Origin of the sequence: Plantactinospora sp. WMMB782 (assembly GCF_049179135.1) — a bacterium.
Lineage (GTDB): Bacteria > Actinomycetota > Actinomycetes > Mycobacteriales > Micromonosporaceae > Plantactinospora.
In genome coordinates this window covers 2946250-2973166 of sequence record NZ_JBMHMC010000007.1, presented here as the reverse complement: position 1 = coordinate 2973166, position 26917 = coordinate 2946250, and the positions used below count along the sequence as shown (strand labels likewise).

The window sequence follows — 26917 nt, the reverse complement described above, 5'->3', positions numbered from 1 at the left end:
CGGATCGTGCGGATCGGACCGGTCACCCCGGCCGGTCCGTGCGATCCGCGCACGCCGCCGCCGACGTGCCCGCCCTACCCGTGGCGGCACGCCTGCCGGCACCGCTAAGACCGGTGCTCTCCCGTCGCCGCCCGGTCCGCATCCTGGTCCGGTTCGTGCTGGTGGGTCGGGGGCGGCGGCAGGGTGGGGCAGGGCCGGGACTTCTTCGGCTCCCGCTCCGGCCGGTGTACGAGTACGGCGGCGAGCAGCGCGCCGAGCACCATCAGCCCGGCGGAGTAGAGCACCGCCTGCCGGTACGCCGGGGTGAGCTGGCCGGAGCGGGCGTACCCGCCGCCGGAGAGGCCGACCGCCAGCGGCAGTGCGGAGACCGCGAGCAGGCCGCCGACCCGGGACGCCGCGTTGTTGAAGCCGCTGGCGGCGCCGGCCAGCCGGTCCGGGGCGGCGGCCAGCACGGAGGCGGTCAACGGGGCCACCACCAGGGTCATGCCGAGCCCGAAGAGGACGATCCCGGGCAGGACGTGCAGCCAGTACGAGTCGCCCCGGCTCACCCAGTGCAGCAGGACCAGCCCGGTGGCGGCGACCAGCGGGCCGACGGTCAGCTGTGGGCGGGGCCCGATCCGGGAGGCGAGCGCGCCGGAGCGGGCCGAGCCGAGCAGCAGCAGGATCGTGAGCGGCAGGCTGGCCAGGCCGGTCTCCAGCGCGGAGTAGCCGACGACGTTCTGCAGGTAGACGGCGAAGAAGAAGGTGAACCCGGTGAGCGCGGCGTAGACAAGCACGGTGTAGACGTTTAGCACCCCGAACAGCCGGCTGGCGAAGAGCGTCGGCGGCAGCATCGCCCGTTCGCCCCGGTGCCGTTCGAGCAGTACGAACGCGACGGCGGCGGCCACCCCCAGCACGGCGGCGCCGATCACCTGGGCCGAGCCGGGGCCGAACTGCTGGGCCTCGATCAGCGCGAACGTGACGCCGGCCAGGCCGAGCGCGCCGAGCAGCGAGCCGGCCACGTCGAACCGGGCGGCGGCCCCGCCGTCGGACCGGCTCTCCGGGGTCCAGCGCAGCGCGGCCAGGATCACGACCACCGCCAGCGGCACGTTGAGGAAGAAGATCGCCCGCCAGGAGAGTGCGTCGATCAGCCAGCCGCCGACGAACGGGCCGAGCGCGGTGGAGACACCGGCCAGCCCCGACCAGGCACCGATCACCCGGCCGCGCTCGTCCGGATGGAAGCTGGACTGGAGCAGGGCGAGCGAGCCGGGGGTCAGCAGCGCACCGCCGAGCCCCTGGAGGAAGCGGGCGGCGATCAGCCACTCGATGTTCAGGGCGGCGCCGCAGAGGATCGAGGCGGCGGTGAACGCCAGCACTCCGGCCAGGAACACCTTTCGCCGGCCGGCCCGGTCGCCGAGCGCCCCGCCGAGCAGGACGAAGGCGGCCAGGGTCAGCAGATAGCCGTTGAGCGTCCACTGTAGGCCAGCGGTGTTCGCGGAAAGTTCGGTGCCGATGTGCGGCAGGGCCACGTTGACCACGGTCGCGTCGAGGAAGACCATGCCGGAGGCGACGACGGCGGCGAGCAGGGTACCCCGGCCGGCCGTGCTGGACATCCGCAACGGTGCTGACGATTCGCTCACGGTGTCAATCTGCCCTGCCTGTGTCGTAAGATGCCGCGAAACGCCGGAACCCGCACCGGTCGCCCCTGCACCGGTCCACACCTCGCAGGCTGGAAGCGTGCCGTTCATCCGTACCAGATCAATAGCCCGGTCGGGAAGCGCGGCCGTGCTCCTCGGCCTGCTCGCCCTCGGCGGCGTCGCCTGTGCCCCGGTGGAGAGCCCGCCGGCCCCGGAGTCGTCCGGGCCGGCCGACACCCAGGCCCAGCTCGGCCAGCTCACGGTGGCGAGCGCCGGCTCGATGCGCGGCTACAGCCGGGAGCGTTTCCCGCACTGGCGCAAGGCCGGCAAGAACTGTGACGTCCGGGACACCGTGCTGCAACGGGACGGCACCGGGATCAAGCTCTCCGGCTGCAACGTGGTCGGGGGCCGCTGGTCGAGCCGGTACGACAACCGGGCGCTGAGCGACCCCTCCGACGTGGACATCGACCACATGGTGCCGCTGGCCAACGCCTGGCGCTCGGGTGCCGACGAGTGGGACGACGATCGGCGCAGCGACTTCGCCAACGACCTGGACCGGCCGCAGCTGGTGGCGGTTTCGGCCTCCTCGAACCGGGCAAAGGGCGACCAGGACCCGTCCCAGTGGAAGCCGCCGAACCGGGACGACTGGTGCCAGTACGCGGAGGACTGGATCGCGGTCAAGCACTTCTGGCGACTGTCGGTGACCTCCGCCGAGAAGGCGGCGCTCGACGACATGCTGGGGAGCTGCTGATGGCCGAGACCGGAAGCGCCGCGCAGACCACCGACATCACCGCCGGCCCGGGTGGGGTGATGACCGACGACGTCGGGGTGATCACCGGTGACCTGACGCTCCGCACCGAACTGGACGGCAGGGACGCCGTGTTGCGGGTGCAGTACAAGGACGCCGCCGAGTGGTACGCGGTGACCGGCGGGCGGGCGGCGCTGGCCGACCCGGCCGACCTGGTCGCCGTGCACACCGTCGCGGTGGGCCTGCTGAACCGCCCCGAGGGCTGACCTTGGCGGGTAAGCCGACCGGGTACGCCCGGTCGGCTTCCGCGCGGGCGATTGACAAAAACTAGTTTTACGTACAGGATGGTTTTTGCCATGAGAGACGTGATGTACCTGGAGCAGATCGAGCAGGCCGAGACCCTGCTCAAGCCGCAGCGCATCGAGGTGCTGCGGCAACTCGCCGAGCCGCACACCTGCACCGAGGTGGCGACCCAGCTCGGCCAGACCCCGCAGCGGGTCTACTACCACGTCAAGCGCCTGGTCGAGGCGGGCCTCGTCGACCAGGTCTCCGATCGCAGGGTCCGCGGCATCACCGAGGGCATCTACCAGGCGAGCGCCCGCTCCTACTGGCTCTCGCCCCGGCTGGTCGGCCGGCTCGGGCTGCGCAAGGCGCAGGACGAGATGAGCCTCGGCTACCTGCTCAACCTGATGGAGGAGGTCCAGGCCGACATCGCCACCCTCGACCGGACCGCGCCGGAACTGCCGTCGATCGGCGTCTCCGGCGAGATCCGGGTGCCGGCCGACCAGCGCCAACAGTTCCTCACCGACCTACAGAACGCGCTACAGGAACTCTTCACCCGCTACGGCGGAGCCGAGGGCGACGCCTTCAAACTCGCCGTCGCCTGCTACCCACACGGAGGCACGAAATGACCGCACCACTGACCCTGCGCGCCCGCGCCGCCGCGCCGGTCAAGAACGTCTGGCACGCCCTCACCGACGCCGCCGAACTGCGGGTCTGGCTGGCCGACCACGCCGAGGTCGAGCTGCCGGACCGGTACGAGTTCTGGGGACGGCAGGTGCCCGAGGGCGACGCCCCGCACCAGCGGCTGCGCGAGGTCGGCGAGCACAGCCTCCGGTTCGACTGGCTGCTGGACGGCGAGCAGACCAGCACCGAGATCACCCTGACCGAGGAGAGCGCCGACTCCACGGTCGTCACGCTCACCCAGTCGCACTGGACCTTCCAGGACGTGGTCACCGGCGCCAGCATCCGGGGCGTGCTCCAGACGTACTGGTCGCTGGCGATCGCCAACCTGGTCGACCACGTCGAGGGCCGGCCGCTCACCCCGAAAATCGACTTCACCTCGACCACCATGCGCACGGAGGTCGTCGTCGACGCCACTCCGGAGGCGCTCTACGAGTCACTCACCGACTCGGCCAAGGTCAGCGAGTGGTTCGGCTACCCGGTCGGGATCGAGCCCGAGGTCGGCGGCCGATTCGCGATGGGCGGTTTCGAGAACAACCCCAACCCGGCCAAGGTGCTGGACCTGACCCCCGGTCGGGCGATGACCGTCGACTGGGGACAGGCCGGCGTGGTGACCTGGGAGCTTTCGGGCAGCGGCGGGAAGACGAAGCTCTCCTTCGTGCAGAGCGGCTTCGACCGGCCGCCGTACGCGGCCTGGGGCGGCTGGCTCAGCGGGCTCGCCGAGCTGCGCCGCTACCACGAGCTGCCGGACTGGCGCCCGATCTGGCTCTACGACCCGACCGAGGTCGTACCGCCCGAGGCGCACGCCGAGAGCTGAGCGGCGTCCGCGTACCCCGGCGCGGGTTCGTCCCGGCCGGGGTCGTGGCCGCAGCGGGCCGGGGTGCTCTCCCCGGGCCGGGTCCTCTCCCCGGGCCGGGTGTCGTGCTCAGACGAACGAGCCCGGCTCGCTCGGCGCGGAGACGACGCCTGGCGCCTCGCCCTCGTCCTCCGGCCGGACGACCTTCCCGGTAACCCGGTGCGGCCGGATCTCGCCGCTGGCGATCTGCTCGGCCCAGTGGCAGGCCACCCGGCTCTCGCCGATCTGCCGCAGCACCGGCCGCTCGTCGGCACAGCGGGTCGGCTGGGCCCACGGGCAGCGGGTGTGGAAGCGGCAGCCGGCCGGCGGGTTCGCCGGCGAGGGCAGGTCGCCGGCGAGCAGGATCCGCTCCCGCCGGTCCTCCACCTCCGGGTCCGGCACCGGCACCGCCGACATCAACGCCCGGGTGTACGGGTGCAGCGGCTCCCGGTAGAGCCGGTCGCTCGGCGCCTCCTCGACAAGCGCACCGAGGTACATCACCCCGACCACGTCGGAGATGTGCCGCACCACCGCCAGGTCGTGCGCGATCACCAGATAGGTGAGGCCCAGCTCGTCCTGGAGTTCGTCGAGCAGGTTCACCACCTGGGCCTGGATCGACACGTCCAGGGCGGAGACCGGCTCGTCGGCGACGATCAGCTCGGGGCCGAGCACCAGCGCGCGGGCGATGCCGATCCGCTGCCGCTGCCCGCCGGAGAACTCGTGCGGATAGCGGGACAGCGCCCACTTCGGCAGCCCGACCGCGTCCAGGGTCCGGGTGATGATGTCCCGCCGGGCGTTCCGGTCGGCACCGATCCCGTGCGCCTGCAAGCCCTCGACCAGGATCGACTCGACGTTCTGCCGGGGGTCCAGGCTCGACATCGGGTCCTGGAAGATCATCTGCATCCGGCGGCGCATCGCGCGGAGCCGGTTCGCCGGCAGCCCGGTCAGCTCGACACCGTCGAAGTTCACCTGCCCGCCGGTCGGCCGGGTCAACTGGAGCAGTGCCCGGCCCAGCGTCGACTTGCCGCAGCCGGACTCGCCGACCAGCCCGTACGTCCTGCCGCGCGGGATGGCCAGGTCGACCCCGTCCACCGCCTTCACGTGCCCGACGACCCGGTCGAAGACCACGCCCCTGGTGATCGGGAAGTGCACCTTCAGGTCCCGGACCTCGACCAGGTTCGCGGACTGCCCGGTCGGACCGGACTCCTGTACGTCGGTCATGCCGACTCCTCCTCGCGCGGGGCGGGCGGAGTGCCCCACTCCTCCGCCGTTGCCGGCTGCTCCTGTCCCGGTGCCGGCCGGGTCCCGGCCGCCGTCGCCTGGGCCGGGACGGTTCCCTCCGCCGCCGGCTCCGGCGCGGTCGGCGAGGCGGGCGGGGGCGGAGCCGAGCCGGCCGGCGGCACCGGGTTGACGCACCGGTACGTCCGGTCGGTGTGGGTGAGCGCGAGCTGCGGCGGCTGGCCGAGGCACGCCTCCACCTGCCGGTCGCAGCGCGGCGCGAAGGCGCAGCCGTCCGCCCAGGGCAGCACGTCCCGGACCGAGCCGGGGATCGGCGAGAGCCGGTCGCCCCGGCCGGCGTCCAGCCGGGGGATCGAGCCGAGCAACCCCACCGTGTACGGGTGCCTCGGCTCGGCGAATAGCGGCTTGCGGCGGGCGGTCTCCACCACCCGTCCGGCGTACAGCACGTTCACCGTGTCGCACATCCCGGCGACCACACCCAGGTCGTGGGTGATCATCACGAGTGCGGTGCCGGAGTCGCGTACCAGGTCCTTGAGCAGTTCCAGGATCTGCGCCTGGATGGTCACGTCCAGCGCCGTGGTCGGCTCGTCGGCGATCAGCAGCCGGGGCTGGCAGGCGACCGCGATCGCGATCAGCGCCCGTTGCCGCATCCCGCCGGAGAGCTGGTGCGGATATTCCCTCAGCCGCCGGTTCGGGTCCGGGATGCCGACCCGGTCCAGCAGTTCGGCGGCCTCCTTGCGGGCCGCGTCGCCGCTCAGTCCCCGGTGCCGGGCGAGTACCTCGGTCACCTGGCGGCCGACCGGGATCACCGGGTTCAGCGAGGAGAGCGGGTCCTGGAAGATCATCGCGATGTCCCGGCCCCGGATGTCCCGCATCGTCCGCCGGTCCACCCGGAGCAGGTCGGTGCCGTCGAAGTCGGCCCGGCCCTGCACCGAGATGCCGGGCTGCCGGGGCAGCAGTCCCATCAGGGCCAGCGAGGTCACGCTCTTGCCGCAGCCGGACTCGCCGACCAGGCCGACCACCTCGCCGGCGTCCACCGAGAACGACACCCCGTCGACCGCCCGGACCGTACGCTTGCCGCGCTGGCGGAACGTGACGGAGAGGTCCTCCACCTCAAGCAGTGCCATGACAGATCACTTCCGCAGCTTCGGGTCGAGGGCCTCGCGCATCGCCTCACCGAGCAGGGTGAAGCCCAGCGCGGTGATGATGATCGCCACCGCCGGATAGATCGCCAGCGCCGGCCGGATGCCCAGGTACGGCTGCGCGTCGGCGAGCATCACGCCCCACTCGGGGATCGCCGTGTCCGGGTTGCCGAGACCGAGGAAGGAGAGCGCCGCCGCCTCGATGATCGCGGTGGCCAGGGTCAGGGTGGCCTGCACGATGACCGGGGCCAGCGAGTTCGGCAGCACGTGGCCGATCGCGATCCTGGAGCGGCGTACCCCGAGCGACGTCGCGGCGAGCACGTAGTCGCTGTTCGCCTGGGCGATCATCGCGCCGCGCAGCAGCCGGGCGAAGACCGGCACCGAGACCACGCCGACCGCGATCATCACGGTGGTGAGGCTGGCCCCGAGCAGCGCCGCGATGCTCACCGCGAGCAGCAGGCTGGGCAGCGCCAGCATCATGTCGACGATCCGCATCAGGGTGGTGTCGACCCAGCGCCCCCAGCGCCCGCCGAGCCCGGCGGCGGCACCGGCGACCCCGCCGATCAGGGCACCGACGGCCAGGCCGATGAGCGTGGAGACCACGCCGACCAGCAGGGTCTGCCGGGCGCCGACGATCAGCCGGCTGAACTCGTCCCGCCCCTGGTGGTCGAAGCCGAGCCAGTGGTCGCCGGTCGGGCCGGGGATGATGCCCTGGCCCGACTTGACCAGACCCTCCCGGATTCCGATCGTGTCGGTCGGCCCGTACGGCACCAGGAACGGCCCGATGATGGCGACGAGCAGGAAGATGCCGAGTACGACGGTGCCGACGATGGCCGCCGGGTTGCGCCGGAGCCGGCGGAACGCCTCCTTCCAGAGGCTGACGCCGCGCTCCTCGTCCCGGGCGGCGGAGAGTTCGCCGAGCCGGTCGAGCTTCTCGGCCTTCTTCCGGGCCCGTTCCGTGATCGTCATCGGGCCCACCGTCCGTTCGTAACTGCGGGGCTCGTGAGCACGCTCATCGGACCCTCACCCTCGGGTCGATCAGGCTGTACGAGAGGTCGACAAGCAGGTTCACCAGTACGAAGACCACGGCGATGATCATGATGAAGCCCATCAGCACCGGATAGTCCCGATGGCTGATCGAGTCGGCGATGAACGCCCCGATCCCGCTGAACGCGAAGACCGTCTCGGTGAGCACCGCACCGGAGAGCAGGCCGCCGGTGAGCAGGCCGATCGAGGTGGCCACCGGCAGCATGGCGTTGCGCAGCACGTGCCGCTGGCGTACCACCCGCTCGGTGAGGCCCTTCGCCTCGGCGGTCCGGACGAAGTCCTCGCCGAGCACCTCCAGCACGCTCGCCCGGGTGATCCGGACGATGATCGCCAACGGGATGCTGGCCAGGGCGAGGCCGGGGAGCACGAGGTGCCAGAGCGCGTCGGCGGCGGCGTCCCACTCGCGGGTCATCAACCCGTCCAGGACGAAGAAGTTGGTTATCCGGGTCGCGTCGATCGTCGGGTCCTGCCGGCCGCTGGCCGGGAAGAGGTTCAGATTCTCGGCGAAGATCGCCTTCAGCACGTACGCCAGGAAGAAGACCGGGATGCAGACCCCGATCAGCGATCCGGCGACCGAGACGTGGTCGAGCAGCCGGCCGCGGCGGCGGGCGGCGAGGTAGCCGAGCGGGATGCCGACGGCGATCGCGATGACCATCGCGGTGACGGCCAGTTCGACGGTACCCGGGAAGCGTTGCAGGAACTCGGTGGTCACCTCGCGCCGGGTGGAGATCGAGGTGCCCAGGTCGAGCCGGAACATGCGTTGCATGAACCGGCCGTACTGCACCAGGATCGGCTCGTCCAGCCCGAGGTTCTCCCGGATCGCGGCGCGCATCTCCGGGGTGCCGCGCTCGCCGAGGATCGCGGTCTCCGGGCCGCCGGGCAGCCGGTGCAACCAGATGAAGAGCAGGATGGAGAGCCCGAACAGCGCGGGTATCAGCTGCAACAGGCGTCTGACGATGAACCGGAACACGGGCGGCCTCTGGCAGGGGTACGGAGGGCGGCGCGGGCGGGCGCTCGGCTGGCCGCCGGCCGGGGTCTACCGGCCGGGGACCAGGGCGCGCCCGCCCGCGTTCCCTTGGTTATGTCAGGACTTGAACTCGGCGGTGGCGAACCGCTCGTCGGTGAGCGGGCTGGCCTTGACGCCTGTCACGTCCTTGCCGAACACGATCGCCGGCGGCGAGTGCGAGACCGGCACACCCGGCAGGAACTCCATGATCTCGGCGTTGAGCTGCTTGTAGAGCTCGTACCGGGCGTTGGCGTCCGCCGTGGTGTCGGCCTTCTCGAACAGCCCGAACAGCTCCGGGTTGTTGAAGCCCCACTCCGGCTTCTGCCGGTCGAACATGGTGCCGATGAAGTTGTAGCCGTCGCCGTAGTCACCGGTCCAGCCGAGGAAGTGCAGGTCGTGCGCACTGCCGGAGGTGGTGGCGTTGAGGTAGTCCGGACTCCACTTCAGTGGGATCGGGGTGACCTGGATGCCGACCGCCTTGAGGTCCGCCGAGAGCAGCTCGAAGAGGTCCTTCGGGTTCGGCATGTACGGCCGGGTGACCTCGGTCGGGTAGTGGAAGCGCAGCGTCAGGTTGCTGGCACCCGCCTCGGCGAGCAGCTGCTTGGCCTTCTCCGGGTTGTAGTCGTAGGTGGTGACCTGCGGGTTCCAGCCCTCGACGGTGTCCGGCATGAACTGGGTGGCGACCTTGGCGCCCGGGGGCAGCTTCGAGTCGACGAGCGCCTGCCGGTTCAGCGCGTGCGCGATCGCCTGCCGGACCTTCGGGTCGGCGAGCTTCGGGTTGCCGCCCTTCTGGTTGATCGCCAGGTAGAGGATGTTGAACGCCGGGCGGGTGAGCATGTTGAAGCCCTCGCCCTTCAACGGCTCGACGTCCGCCGGGCCGACCAGGTCGTAGCCCTGGATGTCGCCGGAGCGCAGCGCCTGCTTCCGGGCGTTCTCGTCCGAGATCGTCTTGAAGATCAGGGTCTTCAGCTTGGCCTTCTGGGCGCCGGCGTACTCGTCGTACCGCTCCAGGGTCAGCGTCTTGTTGGCGACGTCCCAGGACTTGAACTTGAACGGCCCGGTGCCGGTCGGGTGCTCCATCGCGTACGACGGGTACTGGATGTTGTCCGCGCTACCGCCGATGGTGCTGGCCTGGTACTGCTCCAGTGCCTTCGGGCTGTGGATGGAGAACGAGGGCAGCATCAGCGCGGCCGGAACCTTGCTGGAGACGCGGTTGAAGGCGAGGTCGACGGTGGTCGCGTCCTTCGCCGTGCAGGACTTGAAGAGGCTCTCCGGCAGGTCGTCCCGCTCGTTGGCGGCGAAGCCACCCATCACGTCCTGCCAGTACGGCGTGACGTCGGGGCTCTGCATCAGGCCCTTGGCGTTGAACCAGCGGTTGAAGTTGACGCAGACCGCCTCGGCGTTGAAGTCCGTACCGTCGTGGAACTTCACCCCCGAGCGGAGCTTGAAGGTCCAGACCGTGCCGGTGGCGTCCGGGGTCCAGCTCTCGGCCAGGCCGGGCGTGATCTTGGTGCCGCCCTCCTCGGGGCGGACAAGCGTCTCGAAGACCTGACGGGCGACCCGCAGCGACTCACCGTCGCTGGCCAGGCTGGGGTCGAGCACCTTCGGGTCACCGGCCACGCCGAAGACCAGTGTGTCCTTCTGGCTTGCGCCCGAATCGCCGCGGTCGCTCTCGGCACAGCCGGCTACCGCGAGGGCCGCGACCGCTGCGGCCGCGATGGCGACCTTCGGCCTTGGTGCACGCATGGTGCTTCACCTCGTCCTGTGGATACGACAAACGCGGTGACGGGGGGCCACCGATGGCGAGACACTAGCCCCCGCGCGGACCGACCGGAAACGGCCGGGGAACGGGTTGGTACCGGATCGTGTCCTTACCGTCATGGCACCAGCGACAGAGCGTCGCGGTCGGCCGACAATATGATCGTTTGTCCGGATCTGACTATGCGAATTTGTTACATCGCGCATCAGGTCGAGCACTACCGATGTCAGACGGCTCGACGCGGGTTCAGACGGCTCGACGCGGGTTCAGACGGCGCGGCGGCCCTCGAAGGCGCGGCCCAGGGTGATCTCGTCGGCGTACTCCAGGTCGCCGCCGACCGGCAGGCCACTGGCGAGCCGGGTCACCGCGATGCCCATCGGCTTGACCATCAGGGCCAGGTAGGTGGCGGTGGCCTCACCCTCGGTGTTCGGGTCGGTGGCCAGGATCAGTTCGCGGACCGCGCCGGTGCCGAGCCGGGCCAGCAGTTCCCGGATCCGCAGGTTGTCCGGGCCGACGCCCTCCAGCGGATTGATCGCGCCGCCGAGCACGTGGTAGCGGCCGCGGAACTCGCCGGTCCGCTCGATCGCGACAACGTCCTTCGGCTCCTCGACCACGCAGAGCACCTCTTCGCTCCGACGCGGGTCGCGGCATACCCGGCACTGCTCGGACTCGGCGACGTTGTAGCAGACGGTGCAGAACCGCACCAGTTCCTTGACCCGGCGCAGCGCGGTGGCCAGCCGGGTGACGTCGGCCGGGTCGGCCGAGAGCACGTGGAACGCGATCCGCTGGGCGCTCTTCGGACCGACTCCGGGAAGCCGGCCCAACTCGTCGATCAGATCCTGGATGGCACCCTCGTACATCGCGGGGTGGCTCAGAAACCGGGCAGGCCGAGGCCGCCCATGCCGCCGGTGACCGGACCCATCTTCTCCTCGGTCAGCTTGCGCACCTCGTCGTGGGCGTTGTGCACGGCGGCCAGCACGAGGTCTTCCAGGGTCTCGACGTCCTCCGGGTCGACGGCCTTCGGGTCGATCTTGATGGCCTTGACCTCGCCGGCACCGGAGATGGTCACGGTGACCAGGCCACCACCGGCGGTGCCGGTCAGCTCCGCCTCGGCCAGCTCGGCCTGTGCGGCGGCGAGCTGCTGCTGCATCTTCTGCGCCTGCTTCATCATCTGCTGCAGGTTGGGCTGTCCACCCGGGCGCACGGCGACTCCTCGGTTGCGGAAACTGGTCGCGTCCAGCCTAGTCCGGCCGGTCGCGGGCGGCTCGACGCCCCGCGACCGGCCGGCGGGTCGGTCAGCGTACGACCAGGGTCTTCACGATCTTGTCGCCCAGGGTCTGCTTCTTGGCGTCCCAGAGCGGCCAGAGGTAACCGATGTAGCAGATGATGCCGTCGACGAAGTGCGCCAGCTCCCGCAGGAAGGCCATGCCGACGCCGATCGGCTGGCCGCTGGCCTCGCCGACCAGCTGGATGCCGAGCGCCTTCTTGCCCCAGCTCTGCCCGGTCTTGCCAGCCAGGTACCACCGGTTGTAACCGTTGAGCGCGAGCGCGAGCAGGACGAAGACCCAGTAGAGCGGACCGGGGCCGGTCGCCTGACCGGTGTCCGGGTCCACGCCCGGCCCGCCGAAGACGGCGGCGAGAATGGCGAACGGCACGATGACCAGGCCGTCGAGGATGGAGGCGCCCACCCGGGCGCCCCAACTTGCGTAGTTCAAGGGGATACTCCTTGCGATGAATGGGGTGAAGAATCGGGAGCCCGACGTCAGCCGACGCCGAGCCGGTGCAGCTGGAACAGCCAGCTCGCGCCCGCGAGCAGGGCCGCCGCCCACTCCGTACGCCGCCGGGCCCGGTCCGACCAGCGGACCGGAGGTGGCAGCGCGCCGAACGTCCGCAGCGCGAGCAGCGGAAGCACGACGACCGTGAGCACCGCGAGACCGAGGATGACCGGGTTGGCCGCCGCCGCGCCGGCCAGGTCACCCCGGACCAGGGCAACCGCCGCCGTGGTCAGGCCGCAGCCCGGACACGGCACCCCGGTCAGCACGCGCGACGGGCACGGCAGGCCCAGGCCGGTCACGTCGGTCAGGTACGGCCACGCCGCCGCCGCGACCGCCACCCCCAGACCGAACACCCCGAGCCGCTCGGGTACCGAGAACTCGCGCACACCACACTCACAGGAATCTCACAGAAAACGGGATCGGACGGCTGATCTTAGAGAATCGACGATCTTTCCGTCGTCCCGTTTACGGGCCGGTGTCGAGAGCGGACAGTGGAGTCCCGGGTAGCCGTTCGAGGCGCACGACAGCCCGTCTGATCAGCCGGTCAGGCCGGCACCCTACTTCAGCTCGACCTCGCCGATCCGTTCCGCGCCGAGGGTCTGCTGTAACAGTTGCACCGCCTGCTGCTCGCTGGTCTGCCGGGCGGTCCGCTCGTCGACCACCTCGTCGAGCGGCTCGTCGCCCGGGTCGAAGCCCTCGTAGCCGATCCCGGTCGAGGCGCGCTGGCCGTCGTAGCCGCTGCCGGTCGGGGCGCGCTGGCCGTCGTAGTCGGGGTCGTAGGGTGGCTCGCCGGCCCAGTCCGCGTCGGCCGTCCGCTCCGCCGCCGGGGCGGGTTTCGGCCCCCGGCCGGCCGCCGCCGCACGGGCCGCCGCCAGCCCGGCACCGACCACGGCGCCGCCCGCTCCGCCGCGGGTACGCGCACCGCCCGCCACGCCGGTTCCGCCGCCGCCCTGTCCACCGGCTACGCCCCGACCGGCAGCCGTACCCGCACCACCGCCGGCCGGTCCGCCCCCGCGAGCTGCCCGGCCATCGGTGCCGTGCTGTGCGACACCGCCGTTGATCCCGCTGCCGGTGGCGCCCGTGCCGTTGCGGTTACCGGTTACGCCCGCGACCGGGTCGCCGCCGATCGGCGCTGCCGACGTGGCGGGGGCGGGGGCGGCCCCGCCGGGTGGGGTCGGCTCCGGCCAGTCGTCGTCGACCGCTCCGCTCGACGCGGACCCGCCGGGTCGGGCCGGTTCCGGCCAGTCGTCGTCATCGGCGCTGGACGGCGAGCCGCCACCAGCGCTGTCCGGGCCGCCGCCACCAGTCCGGCCCGCACCGGCGCCACCGCCGGCCGAGCCGGACGCCCCGGCCGATCGTTCCCGGCGGCCGGTCGGTTCCCGGCCAGCACCGGACGGGGCCGAGCCGTTGCCCCCGCCCCGGGGCGAGGTGCCGCCGGCCGGGCCGGTGCTGGCTGGGCTGCTGTTGGCTGGACCGCTGTTCGTCGGACCACTGTTGGCGGGGCCGCTGTTGGCGGGGTTGGTCGGCTGCCGGGGCGGGGCTGCCGATGCGGGTGCGCGCTGCTCGCCGGCCACCTCGCAGCGGATCTGCCAGCGCCCGCCCAGCTCCTCGTAGAGAGCGTCGGTGAGCACGCCGGAGGCGTTGGCGAGCATCTGGGCGAGTACCGGGGACTTGACGGTGAGCACCAGGGTGTCGCCGTCGAGGTCGCGTACCACCGCATCGCGCATCAGGGCGGCGATCCGCTTGTTGCTGCGGTTGACCATGCCGACGATCTCGCCCCAGACCCGACGTACGGCGGCGGCGTCGAGTTCGCCGGTCGGCTCGGCACCGCTCGGCGCCGGATCCGGGGTGGCCGGGTCGGGCATCACCGCCTCCGGCGGCACCGGACGTCGGGTCGGTGGCTGCACGGCGGCCGGTGGCTCCACAACCGGTGCGGCGGGCGCGGGAGCGGGTGCGGCGCTTTCGCGTACCCCCTGAGGGGGAGCGACCGGCGCGGCGCTGGCGGGGGCCGGCGGTGCGGACGTGGTCGCGGCGGGCGGGCCTGGGTCGACGGCGGCGGGCGGGCGGATCGGCGCGGCGGCCGGGGTCGCGTCGCCGGAGAGGGTGAGCCGGCGCTCCATGCGTTCGAGGCGTTGCAGCAGGCTGCCGGTGGAGTCCTCGGCACCGGGCAGCAGCATCCGGGCGCAGATCAGTTCGAGCAGCAGCCGGGGTGCGGTGGTGCCGCGCATCTCGACCAGGCCGTTGTGCACGATGTCGGCACAGCGGGACAGCGTGGCCGGGCCGAGCCGTTCGGCCTGGGCGGCCATCCGCTCCATCTGGTCGACCGGGCCGTCGATCAGGCCCTTGGCGACCGCGTCCGGCACCTGGCGCAGCACGATCAGGTCACGGAGCCGTTCGAGCAGGTCGGAGGCGAACCGGCGGGGGTCGTGCCCGGCCTCGGCGACCCGGTCGATTGTGGCGTACGCGGCGGCGCCGTCCCCGGCGGCCAGCGCGTCGCACATCTCGTCGATCAGCGCGACGTCGGTCACCCCGAGCAGCGCCACCGCGCGGGCGTAGCTGACCCCCTCCGGGCCGGCCCCGGCGATGAGCTGGTCGAGCACCGAGAGCGAGTCCCGGGCGCTGCCGCCACCGGCCCGGACGACGAGCGGGAAGACGGACGGTTCGATCTTGACACCCTCGGCCGAGGCGAGCTGCTCCAGGTAGGGGCGGAGCACGCCAGGGGGGATCAGCCGGAACGGGTAGTGGTGGGTCCGCGACTTGATCGTGCCGAGGACCTTCTCCGGCTCGGTGGTGGCGAAGATGAACTTGACGTACTCCGGCGGCTCCTCGACCAGCTTGAGCAGGGCGTTGAAGCCCTGGGTCGAGACCATGTGCGCCTCGTCGATCACATAGATCTTGAAGCGGCTGCTGGCCGGCGCGAAGAAGGCGCGTTCGCGCAGCTCGCGGGCGTCGTCGACGCCGCCGTGGCTGGCCGCGTCGATCTCGATCACGTCGATCGAGCCGGCGCCGTCGGCGGCCAGGCTCTTGCAGGAGTCGCAGACGCCGCAGGGTTCCGGGGTCGGCCCCTGCTCGCAGTTGAGCGAGCGGGCCAGGATCCGGGCGCTGGACGTCTTGCCGCAGCCACGGGGGCCGGAGAAGAGGTACGCGTGGTTGAGCCGGCCGCTGCGCAGCGCCTGGGAGAGCGGCTCGGTGACGTGGTCCTGGCCGATCACCTCGGCGAACGTGCGGGGCCGGTACTTGCGGTAGAGCGCCAGTGCCACTCGTCCCGCCTCCTCTCGACCGGGCCATTCTCCACCCGTCGCCACGCTGCCGAGTGCCAAGGTTGTCACGCGCGCCCGACGTTTTCCACGTCGATCATGCGGGTGCGGTTGGTGGCCGCCCGGTCCGGGGTGATCATGGCCGCCAGGCCGGGGTGATCATGGGGGGTGGGCGGCGTACCGACCGGTACGCAGGCCGACTCGGCGGCGACAGCCCTGGTCAGGGGGAAGACAAGGCCCCCCGTGCACCCGACAGAGCTCGCTTATCCTTGCTGCCTTCCGGCCCTGGGGAGGTTCACGAGGTGACGCCACACGGGGGGTGCCGCCAAGTGTACCCGGCCGGCTGGCGGGATCTCCGGGGGACCGCCGGGGTGGGCAGCCGGCGCGGAGCCTGTATCCTGTCGGACGGAGGATTCGCCTAGAGGCCTAGGGCGCACGCTTGGAAAGCGTGTTGGGTTAACACCCTCACGAGTTCGAATCTCGTATCCTCCGCTCGCTTGACCAGCAGAAACGCCCGGCAGAGCCCTACGGGAACCGCCGGGCGTTCACTGTCCGGTCTCAATTGCGGTCTAGGTAGCTATGCGACGGGCGGTTCGGCGAAGAGCCGGAGCAGGACAGCCGCGACCTCGCTGAAGACTTTCTCCTTCTCGTAGTCACTGCGCCCCAAGAGCGGCATCGAGGGGGAGTTGAACGCCTGGAATCGGGCAAGCTCCGGGATGCTCGTGAAGATGCTCGGCGAGACGATGACCGGCAGGATCCGGCAGCCGTCGTCGTAGGCCGCAGAAAGCAGAGCCGGCAGTTCGACCTCCTCGATGAACGAGGATGCGAGGAAGTCAGGGCTGACCAACAGTACTGCCGCCCGGGCCCGCTGTAGCGCGGCGTCGATCTCTTCCCGCCAACTGTCCCCCGGCACGATCCGAGTGTCCGTCCAGACGTTCACCAGCCCTCGCCTCATCAAGGGCTTGAGATGACGGTCCAATCGGTCGAGCCAGTCACGGTCCTGATGGCTGTAACTGACGAATACCTGATCACGCTTGGCGTTGACTCGCTTTCCGACAGCGCGGGCCAGCATCTCGGGATCCTGGCGGCGTAGGTAGAAGAGCAGTTGTGGATCCTCGATGACGAGCCGCCGAGCCCGCCGGTCGAGGAAGAGGTGGTCGGCCAGTTCGGCCTGCGGACCACCGAATCCCTGGGGAGAGGCTTCGAGCAGGTGCGACGTTATCGCCCGCGAGAGGTGGGGTCGCTGCTCCGCAGCCTGGTCCAGTGACAGGATCCCATCCGGCGTCTCGGCAAGCATGAGAAGGAGCTCGATGCAGGACTGCTGGCTCTGGCCGTCCAGAGCTGCGAACGACTGCACGACCTTGCGGTATTTCAGTGCCAGGGAGTCCTCTACCTGCCGCAGCGCGTCGTCCAGCCCATCGTCGATGGCCAGCGTCCGAGGTGACGTGCATGCGACGCCACCGTGCGCCGCGAGATGCCAGCAGAGCATCTGGGCGGTGTGCAAACTTCCACTGGCGAGTCGGACGATGTCGTGCCCATGGGTGAACTTGATGTTGAGAGCCTGTTCGCCCTTCGAAATCATCTCGTCGATCAGCGCATCGGTCGCCATCGGAACCCGGAAGATCTTGATCCGAGTGGCCAGGTCGAAGGCCAACTCGACGAGGCTCTGCCCGGTGCCGGGGATGCCAGATATGACCAACCGTCGGTCGGGGGACTCCTCGTCCGCGAGAAGCCTCAGGTAATCGACGAGCTTGACCCGAAGTTCCTCAGGCAACCGCTGGAAGTCGTCGACGGCAACAACGCCACGACGGTGCTCGGTGGGTAACACCGCTATCTTTGGCAGATCCTCGGGACGCCGGGCGCTCAGTACGGGTATCAGAAGGCCCCTTTCGTGCTCAAGTCGCACAGCTTGTTGCAGGAAGGTGGACTTCCCGATCCCGGACGGTCCCTCTAGGACGATCCCAAGTCCCGGCTGCCGTAGCGCCATCCGGAAGCGGGTGAAGTCCGGCGGCTCCACGAAGGTGAGGGTCGGGGTGCCGTTCAGCTTGAAGACGTCGCTCAACTCTGCCGAGAGCATCTCCGGCCCGACGGCATCGGCAATCATCTCCAGCACGTCCTGCCAATGCGGCTCGCTGCGCTTCAACGCCGACAATCGCCGGAGTTGCAAGGGCGACAACTCGCCACGGCGGAACCGGGTGACGATGGCGTCCGCCGCGAAGAACTCGAGGAAGAGGCGGTGCGCGAACCGGTAGGTCCCTTCCTCGACCTCCGTCAGGATGCCGCTACGAACGCTAAATGATTCGATGAGAGATTGACTGATGCCACGAACCGCGACCAGATCCATTTGGTATCTATCGACAAAGTATTCCTCGAACACCCGCCGCAACTCGTCCGCTTTGATGTCATTACCACGCAGGCCGTTGTCGACCTCCTGCATACGATAGGCGACCCGACGGAGAAGCTCCCGCTTGTCCTCGATCTCGATGAAGCCGGTACTCTCCGGCGTGCGAAGATGGCGGGTGACGTCCCAAAACTCGATCAACAGATCGGTTGCGTGCCGGTAGATACGCAGGCGCGTTCGGGGCAGGACCTGGTGCTTTCCCACAATCGTCAGGATCGTCAGGAGCATCGGGTTGCCCGCCATCTCCCGCAACGACGGTGAATGCTCAATCGCGTCGAGCAGACGCGCCTCCCGAGCCGGCGCCTCTTCCTCGACCGCCTTCGTCGTCGAGGTCAGCCGATACCAGGACGAGAGGAACGCCGCGATCTGCTTGGCGTCCAAGGGCTGGAGCATTAGGTCACTGAACCCGGCAGCCACGAAAACCCGCTTGGCGTAGCCGTAGGGCCGGCTGCTGACGACCACCCGGACGTTCGGAAACTCGGTTGCGAATCCCGCGATCTGGCTGGACACCTCCTCACGTTGACGCGGATCGAGAACCTCGTCGAGCCCATCGAACAGGACAAGCGTCCTGCCCGTCCTGAGATGACGGACCAGCATGCGCCGCTCGATGCCCAGCCCGTTCGTACGGGCCAGGTAGTCCAGATAGGCGACGAACCCCTCGTAGCGTCCGTCGGCCGCGAGAGCAGCGTACGACCGGAGCTGGACCAGCAGTGGAACGTGATCGGCCAACGTAGTCAGGCGATGATCGTGATCCTCCTGGCTAAGGGTGAGTGCCAGGTATCGGATGATGGTCGACTTCCCGGAGCCCGGGGCACCGAGCAGGACAATCCTGCGCTTCTCCGGGTCAGCGAGGGCGTCGAACAGGGGCTGCGGCGGAGACGCCCAGGGGTCGACCGGCTCGGCCGAACGATCCGAGGTGTTCAAACTCCCGGACGACACCGGCAGCACCGACTGCTCGACGAACACCGACGCCAACTGGAGTTGGAAGTGCTCCTCCGAGTGCGCTGGCGTCAGGACGTCCAGGTCGAGCACGCCGTAGTGCTGTCGCAGGCGACCGAAATACCGCCGTAGCACATCCTGACCCAGGGTAGAGGACGGGTACTGCGAAAAGTTCGCCTCGCTCAGCACGTTGGCCACCGCCGCGGTCACCATTGCCGCGAGCTGGGAAGGATCGCCGAAGAGGCTGCACATGTGGCGGTCGGCCAACTCCGCGCGGAGCGCCTCGATGCGGACCGCGTCGTTGCCCCGATCGACGTAATTGCGCGGCCATGGCGCTTCCTCGTCGACCAGGAAGATCAGGCAGCGCTTTCCGTGTGCGAGCGCCTCGCGATACTCCAGCTCGGTGATGGAGCGGTCGAAGCCCGGCGGGATGAACCCGTACCGCCAGGCGAATATGCCTATGTAGACATCGCAGTCCGCCACGTCGGCCAGGCACCGTTCCAGCGGACGGCGATCCTCGGCGACGTACGACTCCATTGCCATGTCCTCCACGCGCAGCCGGCGCAACGCGAGCTGGACGGCCGCGCGATGTTCCTGCAGATCTCTGAAGGTTGCCGATACGTAGACCTTGGTCACCACAGCTCCAAGACAGCGACGGAGCCTCAGCATACGCACGGCCAGCGAAGCGTGCGTCAGCCCAAAGTGCTGGTCATCGCAGGCGGTCCACCAGGTCCGGTAGGCCGCGTGAATCTCGAAGCTCGGCGTTTCCAAGATCATATTTTTACCGCGTCGCGGAGTATTTTCGACTCGTTGATCGCGGCTCCAGCCGGGTTCCAAGGCAGCTCTCAGCCCGGTATCGTCCGAGAAGTCGCCCCGAACCCAGAATGCCCGGGACACCGGCCCGATCCAGTACGGGGAAGCCGCCGATGCACGACTCTGCTACGCCAAGATTCGGAGATCAGATGCGCCGGCTCCGGGCCGAGCGCGGGTTGTCGCTGCGTGAACTCGCGCGGGTGGCGTTCTACGGCAAGAGCTACCTGCACGAGTTGGAGACCGGAGCCAAGGAGCCGACACAGCAGGCGGCTCTGCGCATCGACGGAGCCCTCGGCGCCGATGGTGCCCTGGCGGCCCTCGCGCAGACGGGCGTACGTCGGCGTGCGGTGATCGCACATGCCGGAATCGCCGTCGTCCTCCCCGAGGCGATTCTCGATTACGGCCGTAGAGTCTCCGCTGATGTGCCGCAGCAGATTGCCGACCGCACCGCCCGGCTGCGACGGATCGACGACTACCTCGGCGGGGCCGACACGTACCAGATGTACACCGCCGAGTTGAACTCGACGCTGCGGCTGATCCAAGACGGAAGTTACCCCGACGGTACCGGCCGGGCACTGCTGTCGGTCTGCGCCGAGCAGGCGCAGATGGCCGGTTGGGCCGCGTTCGATGCCGGACGGTACGACGAAGCTGAGCGGCTCTACGGCACCAGCCTCACCGCCGCCCGTGACGCCGGAGACGCGCCGCTCGCCGGCAATGCCATGGCCTTTGTCGCGTATCAGGATCTAGCCCTGGGTAGACCCGCGACAGCGACGATCGTGGAAGCCTGCGAGACTGCCGATCCGACTGCGACGCCAAGCGTCCGCGCGCTGTTGCACATGCGTCGCGCCTGGATTCACGCCGTGCACGGGCAACCCGAGGACGCCGAGCGACATCTCGACATCGGCGTGACCTGCCTGACGGATCAGGACGACCGGCCGGAGCCGGACTGGGTGTACTGGGTCGACCAGCAGGAAGCCGAGATCATGACCGGACGATGCTGGACGGTCCTGCGTCGGCCGCTGCGGGCGATCCCCGTCCTCGAATCGGTGCTCCGCCGCTACGACGACACCCACGCCCGCGACAAGGCGTTGTACCTGTCCTGGCTCGCCGATGCCTATCTGGACGTCAACGAGATCGAACAGTGCTGCGTGACCGCCGAGAAGGCCGTAAGGCTGTCCTCCGGCGTCGCGTCGGTCCGCCCCAAGCAGCGGATCGAGGCACTGCTCACGCGGCTCGCCCCTCATGCGGGACTGTCGTGTGTCGCCGAGCTACGGGATCTGACAACTACTCGATCTGCGCGGTGACGGACTCGCGGAGCCAGCGCAGACAGGCAGCGGAGCCAGCCACAATCTGAGTAGCCGTCACCTGCGGATTGTCCCAGGGATGCCGCTGCAACAGGACAGCCTCAAGAGCTGGGTATCGCTCGCCGGTCGTGTAGAGCAACAATCGCCACTCCTCGCCGGTTCCCTGCTCCCCCAGGTGCCAGAAGACGCTTGTTACCGGGCCGATGATCTGAGCACTGCCGGCCAGCCGCGCAGCGACGACATGCTCCGCGAGGTCTACCGCTGCCTCGCGCGTCTCGGTTGCGGTGGCTACCTCGAGATAATCCGTCACGCGGGTAGAGCGTAGCCGTCCCGCCGTCTGCGGACAGCGAGCAAACGGCGGCGGACGGTCGGAGGACGCCGCGACTCTGTCACCCGGGAGCCGCAGTCGAAAGGCTACGAGCCGGGGCGCGCGACCGGCCTTACGGCATCCGAGTCGCAACCCGAGCGCCCTGTCGGCCCGGGGTACCGACTTCCCTACCAAGCCCCGGGCCGGCTCCTCGGATAACGCAGGAGCGACAGAGAGTGCACCCGTTGAGATGGTGGAAGTGGTGGAAGGATCGCCGTATTGCCGACGTGGAGCGGGCGGCGTGGGAGTGGGACGCGGCCGAGGCGGAAGCGGCGCGCCAGCGGGTACTCGAAATGGCCCGCCGGGAGCGCGACGACCCGGACCGCGAAGACGGGTCCGGCTCCACTCAGCAGGTCCGCGCCTGGCACGACCCGACCTCCCTCCTCGGTCCGCCCCACTCAGCTACGAACAGCAGCGGGAGTACCCCGTGCTGAGCTGGTTGCGCCGATGGTGGGCCGGGCGCTGGCCGGGGTACGTGCGGGACTACCGGTGGGACGGCCACCGCTGGCGCCGGTACCGCGAATGGCGATGACCGAACTGCGACCGAGAGCCGGCAGGGCCGCACAGGACCGGATCCCCGAGTTGCCGGCCGGCACCCTGCTCCGGCTCGCGCCCGGGGAGTGGTCGCACTGCGCGACGGCGCGACTCGGGACGTACCTGGAGATGACCGTGACCCGGGTCCACCGCAACGCCGTCCGCGCGGACGAGGCCGGGCTCTGGGTCTGGGTGGCCGGGCACGAGCATCCGACCTGCACCTGGGCGTACGTCGATCCGCATCCACCCTGCCTGCACCTCCTGGTGCGGGTCGACATGCTCTCCATCGCAACCGACCGGTCCAGGTGACCACTCGCCGTTAGGCAGAACGGCGAAAGTTGCCGGCGCACCCCCGGCACCACACAGGGACCGACCGGGAAGGCGAGGCGAGGGCTCAGAGTGGTTCGTCCGACCGGTAGCAGGGCGTCGAAACCATCAGCGCGAACATGGTCGGAGGTTCGGTGCTGGTAACCCTGATGCGCATCCCGTCGACCGGATTGCGTACGGCCACCGTTCCGGTCCGGCCGTCCGGGAACACCCGGTCCTCCTCGACGGAATACCCGTGCTGTTGCCAGTGGTCGCGTAGCCGGGCGAGGGTGCCGACCTGTTCCGCCTCCGGCACCGGAATCTGGCCGTGGCCGACCATCGGGTAGACGGTCCCGGAGATCTCACCGAACCTGCCGTCGCAGGGGTTCGGAATGGGGTCGAGCCCCTGGGCCGGGGCGTGGACGGCGCCGAAGACCTGCCGGCCGTACTCTTCGACGAGCTCTCTGGCGTCGGCCTGGTTGACCTCTCGCGAATCGTCTCCGTCCCGGTCGGAACCGCACCCCGCCAGCAGCACGGCAACGAGGCCGACAGTCAGCACCACTGCACGGCTGACCGCGTCGACCATGTTCGTCACCGCCATCCGTGCGGCGGCAGGCCGTGGTCCAGCCCGACGATGTCGTACCGGCCGACGACGATGCCGGCCTGGTTCTGCAGGCTGGTTCTGCCCTCCTGCCAGTAGGCGCTGTGGCCGCTCGTGTCGACGTGGAATCGGTTGGCGCCGAACTCCTGCTCGTGCGGGCTGGCCCCGTGTGTGTCGTCGTAGGCGTCGACCAGGTGCGGTCCGAGAAGCGGGATGGCGCTGCTGTACTTCCCGTGGGTCTCGACCGGCTCGGACACTCCGTCGTCGCTGGCGGAGCCGGGCTTCCGCAGGCTCGCCTCGGCGCGCGCGTCGCTGGCCTGGTAGGCGACCGCAGCCGGGCGGCCAGCCGGTCCGCCGAGGAGGCCAGCCGGTCGAGAAAGGCCACCCAGGACGTCACCGCGGCCCGAGCGGCGTCCGCCGACGACCAGCCTGCCGCCTGGCCCGCCGCCGGACCCAGTCCAGGCTCCCTGGGGAACTTGATAGATCAAATGGTTGGGACCTCGGCCGTCCCGAAGCGACGGCGGCGGAGGTCACCCCGAAAGCCGTCGAGTGCCCGGGACACCGGCCCGAGCCGCTGACGGGAGGCTGTCGATGTACGACTCTGCCACGCCACGACGGCGCGGCTCGGGACGTACCTGGAGTTGACCGTGACCCTGGTTCACCCGCAACCCCACCCCGAAGGCAGGACCGTCGAAAGGTTGCCGGCACAGTGGGACGGTCGTCCACCGAACGGCCGAGCCGGGCGGAACTCCGCGCTGGCATCATGTGCGCACCGCCAAACTCACGGGGAGATCATCGTGCGCCCTCGCCTGCGCTGGTGCGCCGTGCCCGCCTGTGCCGCCGTGCTCGTCGCCATCCTGCCGACGACCGCCGCCACCGCCGAGCCGGCCAAGCCACGGCCCAGCACCGCCGTCAACCGGGACGCCAGCACCACCGTCAGCCGGGACGGCGCCACCACTGTCAACCGGGACGGGGCCTCCATCGCCGTGCGGCGCGTGGGCACCACCGGCACCGCCACCCCGAAGATCGCCGCTACCGCCACGACCTCCCGGTTCGACATCGACCGGGACGGCAAAGACGAGATCGTCACCGGCGGCTTCCTCTACACGGGCGGCTACGGCATCGTCGTGGACTACTCCGGCCTGCCGTACCGGGACAACATCGTCGCGCCGATCGGCTCCCCGACCCGGCCGAACTTCGGCGACGAGATGACCTCCGGGGACTTCAACGCCGACGGCTACGCAGATCTGGCTGTCGGCAACCCGGGTGAGTTCACCCCGGCCGGCGCCGCCTTCGGCGGTGCGGTCTGGATCTTCTACGGTGGCCCCACCGGCCTCGACACCGGGCGCCCGCAGCACCTCAACCAGGACACCCCGGGTGTGCCGGGTGAGATGGGCGAGTACGACATGTTCGGCACCGGGCTGGCCGCCGGTGACCTCAACGGTGACGGCCGGGACGATCTCGCCGTCGGCGCGAACGGCGAGACGGTCAACGGGGCGGTCAACGCCGGCTCCGTCACCGTCCTCTACGGCAGCTCGACCGGGATCACCAGCACCGGCGCCCAGCTCCTCACCCAGCACACCCCGGGTGTGCCGAGTGACGTCCATTCGGGCGACACCTTCGGCACCGCGGTCGCGATCGGCGACCTGACCGGTGACGGGTACGACGACCTCGCGGTCAGCGCGCCTTCGGAGGACGAGGGCGTCGCTCCGTACCAGGGCGGTCTCGTCACCCTGCTGCGCGGCGGCGCCGGCGGGGTCAGCACCAGCGGCGTGACGTCCGTCTCCGGTACCGCCGTCGGCGTCGGCGCGCTCGGCGACGAGCTGGCGATCGCCGACGTCGACGGGGACGGGGACGGCGACCTGGTCGCCGCCGCGCCCCGGAGCTGGGTCGGTTACCTCGTCTACGTGCCGGGAATGCCGGCCGGCCTTGGCACGTCCGGCGCCAGGACGATCAGCATGGAGACCCCGGGGGTACCCGGCGACCCGCACACGTACGTCGAGGGTGACTCGCCGCACTCGTACTTCGGCACCGGACTGTCTACAGGGGACGTCACCGGCGACGGGCGGGCCGACGTGCTCACCGGGGCGATCACCTACGACCTCGGCACCGTGCAGGACGCCGGGGCCGTGCTGCTGGTCCCCGGCACCGCGCAGGGACTGACCGGGCAGGGCTCGGTGATGGTGACCCAGGACGTCTACCACGCGAAGCCGGTCGGAGAGCCGAGCACATCCTTCGGGCCGCCGCGGCCGTTCGACTACTTCGGCGAGGCGACGGCGATCCTCAACCTCGACGGGACCGGCCCGCTCGACATGCTCGCCGCGACCAGCATGGACGCCGACAGCGGGCTGGTGGTGGAGCTGGAACTGTCGTACAGCGGGAAGCGCAAGCCGCCGTACGACCGGACGCTTGTCGGGTTGCACGCGGTCGACTGGTGGACCGGGGCGGAGGTCGACGCGTACAGCCTGGGCCACACACTCCTGCACCGCTGAGCTGGCCGCCGGTGACCGGGCGAGGCAGCCCGGTCACCGGCGGCGCTCCGGGTCACTTCCTGACGCGGTACCGCAGATGGGTGACGCCCGCGCCCTCCACCACCCTGGTCGGGCCTTCGAACTGCGCGGGTACGGCGCCCAGGTCGGCGAAGAGTGGCGTGCCGCTGCCGAGCAGCACCGGTACGAGTTCGATGCCGATCTCGTCGAGCAGACCGGCTTCGAGTGCCTGCCGGGCCATCTGGCCGCCGTTGACGACGACCGTCCTGTCGCCGGCGATCTCCTGCGCCTTCGCGACGGCGGCCTCGATGCCCTCGGTGACGAACACGAAGTTCTCGTCCGCCGCCGGTCGATTTTCCGGCGGGTTGTGCGTGAGCACCACCACCGTGACGTTCATCGGATGCCGGCCGCCCCACGCGTTCGTCATGTCGTAGAGGTGCCGGCCGACGACCAGGGCACCGGTGTTGCCCCACTCGTCCTTGACGAGTTCCGCGCTCGCGGCGGACAGCCGCAGCGGCGGCACGTCGGGACTGGCGGTCGGAATCTCGACCTCACCGTTGCCGTACCACTGGAACAGCAGGTCGAAGCCACTCTCCTCGGGGCCGGCGATGTAGCCGTCGATCGACATCGTGCCGCCGGTGATTACCTTGCCCATGACGCTGTTCCCTTCGTACGACTTACGACTTCGACTTCCCTGTGAACACAACGTCGCCCAGCCGCGATTTTCGACATCGGCCCCGAAACTTCTTCCTCCGCCTCCGCGTCCGGCTGGACGACGACAGTCCCCGTACGCCCTGCCCGGGCGTACGGGGACTGTCGAGGTCGGGGACGGTCAGGCGCAGATCGCGTACGCCTTGACGGCCCAGGAGTTGCCGTAGCCGCCCTCCTCCTCGGCACCGGTCACGGTGACGGTGGTGGACGAGTTCGCCCACATCGCGGTCATCCGCACCTCACCCTGACCGTTGTCGATCTCACCGCCGACGCCGTGCACCCGCTTCCCCTCCGGGCAGCGCGCCACCGCCGTCTTCGGGGTGGTCGAGTCCAACACCCCGAAGCCGGTGATCCGGACGAGTCCGGCCGGCGGGGTCGCGCAGATCGCCTTGCCGACCATCGTCCACTTGCCGAGGTAGTCAGGCCCGCCGTCCTCCATCCCGGCCACCGTGATGCCGGTCAGGTCGGCGTTCGGCCGCAGGTCGTCGATGACGACCCGACCCAGGCCGCCGGACATCTCCGCACCCAGCCCGAGGACCTTCTTGCCCGGCGGGCACGCGACGTCCATCGTCTTGCCCAGGTTGGAGTCGTGGTCGGAGAACTGGGTGCGGGTCTCCAGACCGGCCGGCTCGGGGGCGCAGAGCGCGCTGGTGGTGATCGACCAGTCGTTGCCGTACCCGTTGCCGTCCTCGCGCCCGGTCACCGACCACGCCCCGCCGCCGACCAGCGGCAGCATGGTGTCCATCGTCACCTGGCCGTTGCCGTTCACGATCCGGCCGCCGCCGCCGAGCACGGTCGTGCCGACCGGGCAGTTCGCGTTCGTCGTCTTCCACTCGCTGTTGCTCTGGCCGCCCGTCACCTTCAACACCAGGCCGGGTACCGCACTGGCCGGCGTGACCAGCAGCTGGCTCACCAGCAGCGCGGCGGACGCCAGGCCCGCCGTGGTGGCGATCCGCCGGACCCGCCCAGCGCCATTCTGTCGTACGTACATCGGGCAGCCTCTCCTCGCTTCTCGTTACCTGCCCGGGTCACCCGTACTGTCATTTCGCCGACAGTTCCCGAATT

25 protein-coding genes, 1 tRNA gene and 1 other RNA gene are annotated in these 26917 nt (G+C 70.1%); 9 read left to right on the top strand and 18 right to left on the bottom strand.

The window, feature by feature from the left end; genetic code table 11:
* Positions 1–104 precede the first annotated feature (104 nt).
* The gene (locus ACN28A_RS15655) at positions 105–1592 is read right to left on the bottom strand and encodes an MFS transporter (protein ID WP_421404412.1); all 1488 of its coding nucleotides are present in this window, start codon (positions 1590–1592) and stop codon (positions 105–107) included.
* Between the two features lie 148 nt (positions 1593–1740).
* Here ACN28A_RS15655 and ACN28A_RS15650 point away from each other — a divergent pair, with 148 nt between their 5' ends.
* From ACN28A_RS15650 to ACN28A_RS15635, 4 genes are all read left to right on the top strand, one after another.
* Positions 1741–2367, top strand: a complete 627-nt coding sequence (locus ACN28A_RS15650; RefSeq protein WP_421404410.1) for an HNH endonuclease family protein — start codon at positions 1741–1743, stop codon at positions 2365–2367.
* A complete protein-coding gene (locus ACN28A_RS15645; RefSeq protein ID WP_421404408.1) occupies positions 2262–2630 on the top strand; it encodes a hypothetical protein in 369 nt (122 codons plus the stop codon). Before ACN28A_RS15650 ends, ACN28A_RS15645 begins: the two co-directional genes overlap by 106 nt.
* A gap of 90 nt (positions 2631–2720) precedes the next feature.
* Positions 2721–3275 carry a helix-turn-helix domain-containing protein gene (locus ACN28A_RS15640; RefSeq protein ID WP_421396045.1) on the top strand — a complete coding sequence of 185 codons (555 nt, stop codon included), beginning with the start codon at positions 2721–2723 and terminating at the stop codon, positions 3273–3275.
* The gene (locus ACN28A_RS15635) at positions 3272–4144 is read left to right on the top strand and encodes an SRPBCC family protein (protein WP_421396043.1); all 873 of its coding nucleotides are present in this window, start codon (positions 3272–3274) and stop codon (positions 4142–4144) included. The genes ACN28A_RS15640 and ACN28A_RS15635 overlap by 4 nt, the downstream gene beginning before the upstream one ends.
* Positions 4145–4252: 108 nt before the next feature.
* On the opposite strand, the gene ACN28A_RS15630 is transcribed toward ACN28A_RS15635, so the two are convergent.
* The 11 genes from ACN28A_RS15630 to ffs all read right to left on the bottom strand — a co-directional run bounded on the left by ACN28A_RS15630 (position 4253) and on the right by ffs (position 15709).
* Positions 4253–5383 (bottom strand): ABC transporter ATP-binding protein, encoded by a 1131-nt coding sequence (locus tag ACN28A_RS15630; protein ID WP_421396041.1) that lies wholly within the window; start codon positions 5381–5383, stop codon positions 4253–4255.
* The gene (locus ACN28A_RS15625; RefSeq protein WP_421396039.1) at positions 5380–6528 is read right to left on the bottom strand and encodes an ABC transporter ATP-binding protein; all 1149 of its coding nucleotides are present in this window, start codon (positions 6526–6528) and stop codon (positions 5380–5382) included. The genes ACN28A_RS15630 and ACN28A_RS15625 overlap by 4 nt, the downstream gene beginning before the upstream one ends.
* Before the next feature lie 6 nt (positions 6529–6534).
* Positions 6535–7512, bottom strand: coding sequence for an ABC transporter permease (locus tag ACN28A_RS15620; RefSeq protein WP_421396037.1), 978 nt, complete (start codon positions 7510–7512; stop codon positions 6535–6537).
* 43 nt (positions 7513–7555) lie between these two features.
* Positions 7556–8560 carry an ABC transporter permease gene (locus ACN28A_RS15615; protein WP_421396035.1) on the bottom strand — a complete coding sequence of 335 codons (1005 nt, stop codon included), beginning with the start codon at positions 8558–8560 and terminating at the stop codon, positions 7556–7558.
* Between the two features lie 114 nt (positions 8561–8674).
* Positions 8675–10342 (bottom strand): ABC transporter substrate-binding protein, encoded by a 1668-nt coding sequence (locus tag ACN28A_RS15610; RefSeq protein ID WP_421396033.1) that lies wholly within the window; start codon positions 10340–10342, stop codon positions 8675–8677.
* 279 nt (positions 10343–10621) lie between these two features.
* The gene (recR, locus tag ACN28A_RS15605; protein ID WP_421396031.1) at positions 10622–11215 is read right to left on the bottom strand and encodes a recombination mediator RecR; all 594 of its coding nucleotides are present in this window, start codon (positions 11213–11215) and stop codon (positions 10622–10624) included.
* Positions 11216–11226: 11 nt separating this feature from the next.
* Positions 11227–11535, bottom strand: coding sequence for a YbaB/EbfC family nucleoid-associated protein (locus ACN28A_RS15600; RefSeq protein WP_239312288.1), 309 nt, complete (start codon positions 11533–11535; stop codon positions 11227–11229).
* A gap of 115 nt (positions 11536–11650) precedes the next feature.
* The gene (locus tag ACN28A_RS15595; RefSeq protein WP_421396029.1) at positions 11651–12070 is read right to left on the bottom strand and encodes an RDD family protein; all 420 of its coding nucleotides are present in this window, start codon (positions 12068–12070) and stop codon (positions 11651–11653) included.
* A gap of 47 nt (positions 12071–12117) precedes the next feature.
* Positions 12118–12516 carry a DUF2752 domain-containing protein gene (locus tag ACN28A_RS15590; RefSeq protein ID WP_421396027.1) on the bottom strand — a complete coding sequence of 133 codons (399 nt, stop codon included), beginning with the start codon at positions 12514–12516 and terminating at the stop codon, positions 12118–12120.
* Between the two features lie 171 nt (positions 12517–12687).
* Positions 12688–15390 (bottom strand): DNA polymerase III subunit gamma and tau, encoded by a 2703-nt coding sequence (locus ACN28A_RS15585; protein WP_421396025.1) that lies wholly within the window; start codon positions 15388–15390, stop codon positions 12688–12690.
* Between the two features lie 229 nt (positions 15391–15619).
* Positions 15620–15709: signal recognition particle sRNA small type (gene ffs / locus ACN28A_RS15580), an RNA gene on the bottom strand.
* Positions 15710–15794: 85 nt separating this feature from the next.
* Between ffs and ACN28A_RS15575 the strand changes: the two genes are divergently transcribed.
* Positions 15795–15879, top strand: a tRNA-Ser gene (locus tag ACN28A_RS15575).
* 85 nt (positions 15880–15964) lie between these two features.
* Here the strand turns inward: ACN28A_RS15575 and ACN28A_RS15570 are convergent.
* A complete protein-coding gene (locus tag ACN28A_RS15570) occupies positions 15965–19363 on the bottom strand; it encodes a DUF4062 domain-containing protein (RefSeq protein WP_421396023.1) in 3399 nt (1132 codons plus the stop codon).
* A 290-nt stretch (positions 19364–19653) separates the two neighbouring features.
* On the opposite strand from ACN28A_RS15570, the gene ACN28A_RS15565 reads away from it, so the two are divergent.
* Positions 19654–20844: a helix-turn-helix domain-containing protein gene (locus ACN28A_RS15565; RefSeq protein WP_421396022.1), complete on the top strand. Its 1191-nt coding sequence runs from the start codon at positions 19654–19656 to the stop codon at positions 20842–20844.
* Here ACN28A_RS15565 and cutA read toward each other — a convergent pair.
* The gene (cutA, locus tag ACN28A_RS15560; protein ID WP_421396020.1) at positions 20825–21154 is read right to left on the bottom strand and encodes a divalent-cation tolerance protein CutA; all 330 of its coding nucleotides are present in this window, start codon (positions 21152–21154) and stop codon (positions 20825–20827) included. The genes ACN28A_RS15565 and cutA overlap by 20 nt on opposite strands.
* A 242-nt stretch (positions 21155–21396) precedes the next feature.
* Between cutA and ACN28A_RS15555 the strand changes: the two genes are divergently transcribed.
* Positions 21397–21645, top strand: a complete 249-nt coding sequence (locus ACN28A_RS15555; RefSeq protein ID WP_421396018.1) for a hypothetical protein — start codon at positions 21397–21399, stop codon at positions 21643–21645.
* A 94-nt stretch (positions 21646–21739) separates the two neighbouring features.
* The gene (locus ACN28A_RS15550) at positions 21740–22054 is read left to right on the top strand and encodes a hypothetical protein (RefSeq protein ID WP_421396016.1); all 315 of its coding nucleotides are present in this window, start codon (positions 21740–21742) and stop codon (positions 22052–22054) included.
* A gap of 85 nt (positions 22055–22139) precedes the next feature.
* Here the strand turns inward: ACN28A_RS15550 and ACN28A_RS15545 are convergent, their stop codons facing one another.
* Positions 22140–22646: a hypothetical protein gene (locus tag ACN28A_RS15545; protein WP_421396015.1), complete on the bottom strand. Its 507-nt coding sequence runs from the start codon at positions 22644–22646 to the stop codon at positions 22140–22142.
* Complete coding sequence (locus ACN28A_RS15540; protein WP_421396013.1) at positions 22643–22909, bottom strand: hypothetical protein; 267 nt, start codon at positions 22907–22909, stop codon at positions 22643–22645. Before ACN28A_RS15540 ends, ACN28A_RS15545 begins: the two co-directional genes overlap by 4 nt.
* Before the next feature lie 540 nt (positions 22910–23449).
* On the opposite strand from ACN28A_RS15540, the gene ACN28A_RS15535 reads away from it, so the two are divergent.
* Positions 23450–25144 carry an FG-GAP repeat protein gene (locus ACN28A_RS15535; protein WP_421396011.1) on the top strand — a complete coding sequence of 565 codons (1695 nt, stop codon included), beginning with the start codon at positions 23450–23452 and terminating at the stop codon, positions 25142–25144.
* 52 nt (positions 25145–25196) lie between these two features.
* Here the strand turns inward: ACN28A_RS15535 and ACN28A_RS15530 are convergent, their stop codons facing one another.
* Positions 25197–25796 (bottom strand): dihydrofolate reductase family protein, encoded by a 600-nt coding sequence (locus tag ACN28A_RS15530; protein ID WP_421396009.1) that lies wholly within the window; start codon positions 25794–25796, stop codon positions 25197–25199.
* Between the two features lie 177 nt (positions 25797–25973).
* Positions 25974–26843, bottom strand: coding sequence for a hypothetical protein (locus tag ACN28A_RS15525; RefSeq protein ID WP_421396007.1), 870 nt, complete (start codon positions 26841–26843; stop codon positions 25974–25976).
* Positions 26844–26917: the final 74 nt, after the last annotated feature.